This window comes from Variovorax sp. P4_D9, assembly GCF_056401695.1.
On the sequence record NZ_JBFUIU010001513.1, the window covers coordinates 1 to 1,163 of the forward strand.

Sequence of the window (1,163 nt, forward strand, 5' to 3'; positions counted from 1 at the left end):
CTTCTGGCGCGTCACCTCCGTCGTGAGGGCATGGAAGCCCGTGATCGTGCGGCCGTCGATGCTTCGCTGCGGGATGTAGAGCGTCTCGAAGCAGGCGTAGCCATCGGCGCCTGTCACATCGCGTTGGAAAGTCACCGACTCGCCTCGAAGTGCGCGTTCGACGTTGGGCTTGATGGTGTGGAAGCTGTCGCCGAGAATGTCGTCGCGCGATACGCCCATGGTGCGGTCATAGGCGCGGTTCACGAAGCGATAGCGCTGTTCGGCATCAACGAATGCCACCCGCATGGGAAGCACGTCGGCCATCGTGCRCAGCCTCGCCTCGCCCTCGAACAGCGCGCGTTGGGTTGCCTTGGCTTTGGAGATGTCGCGCATGATGGCCGAGAAACGCTCGATCTTGCCGGCCTTGTCGCGATGCGCGATCACCATGTGACTCACCGGAAAGACATCGTCCGCGTGAGCGCCTCGAATCTCCGATTCGCCCACCCAGACGCCATTCGCCACGGCCGTGGGGACAATCACGTCTCGCAAGCGCTGCAGCGCGGCGGGAGAAAGCGTTCCACTCGATCGGCGCCAGGCCCGGCTGGAAGGCCATGGTGAATGCCGGTTCGGGGCCGAGGGAGCTCGGTGCGGGGGCCATGAGAAAGGAGAGTCGGTGGCTGACACCGGTTCGCTTCCGGACCTACACCGCAATCTAATCGCCCTCGCTCGGACGGCTTGTGGCATTTTTCACGTAGTCAGCGACAGGGGAGATCTACACCTACGCCGTCCGCCAAACTGTCTCTGTTTGACAACGATGGTCAGGCCAGCTTCGCACCCTCCTTGAGCAGACGCTCGCGCAGGTCCGGCATCGGCACGGCACGGACGTGCCCCTGCTGATTCGATCGCGCCGCCATTGCAGCCGCCACACCGGCAGCTTGGCCCACGGCCATCGAGATGGTCATGACCCGGATCGCCGCGTGCGCACTGTGGGTCGCCGAGACGCCGCGCCCGACCACCAGCGCGTTTTCGAAGCCGACAGGGATCAGGCTACGGTAGGGGATTTGATAGGCGTGGTCATCGCCAAGGCCTTCATAGCGCAGTTCGCCGCCGGCGGCAGGATGAATGTCGATCGGATAGGCGCCGGCGGCAATCGCATCGGGAAACTGCTCCGGACGCAGCAATTC

General features: G+C 64.1%; 2 protein-coding genes. Both read right to left on the minus strand.

The genetic code is table 11. The features are described from left to right. On the minus strand, window positions 1–426 hold a 426-nt coding region (locus AC1DY5_RS56485), incomplete at its 3' end, for a PAS domain-containing protein (RefSeq protein ID WP_478122846.1). 371 nt (window positions 427–797) lie between these two features. Then, a partial coding sequence (locus AC1DY5_RS56490; protein ID WP_478122847.1) for an FAD-dependent oxidoreductase occupies window positions 798–1,163 on the minus strand: 366 nt, incomplete at its 5' end.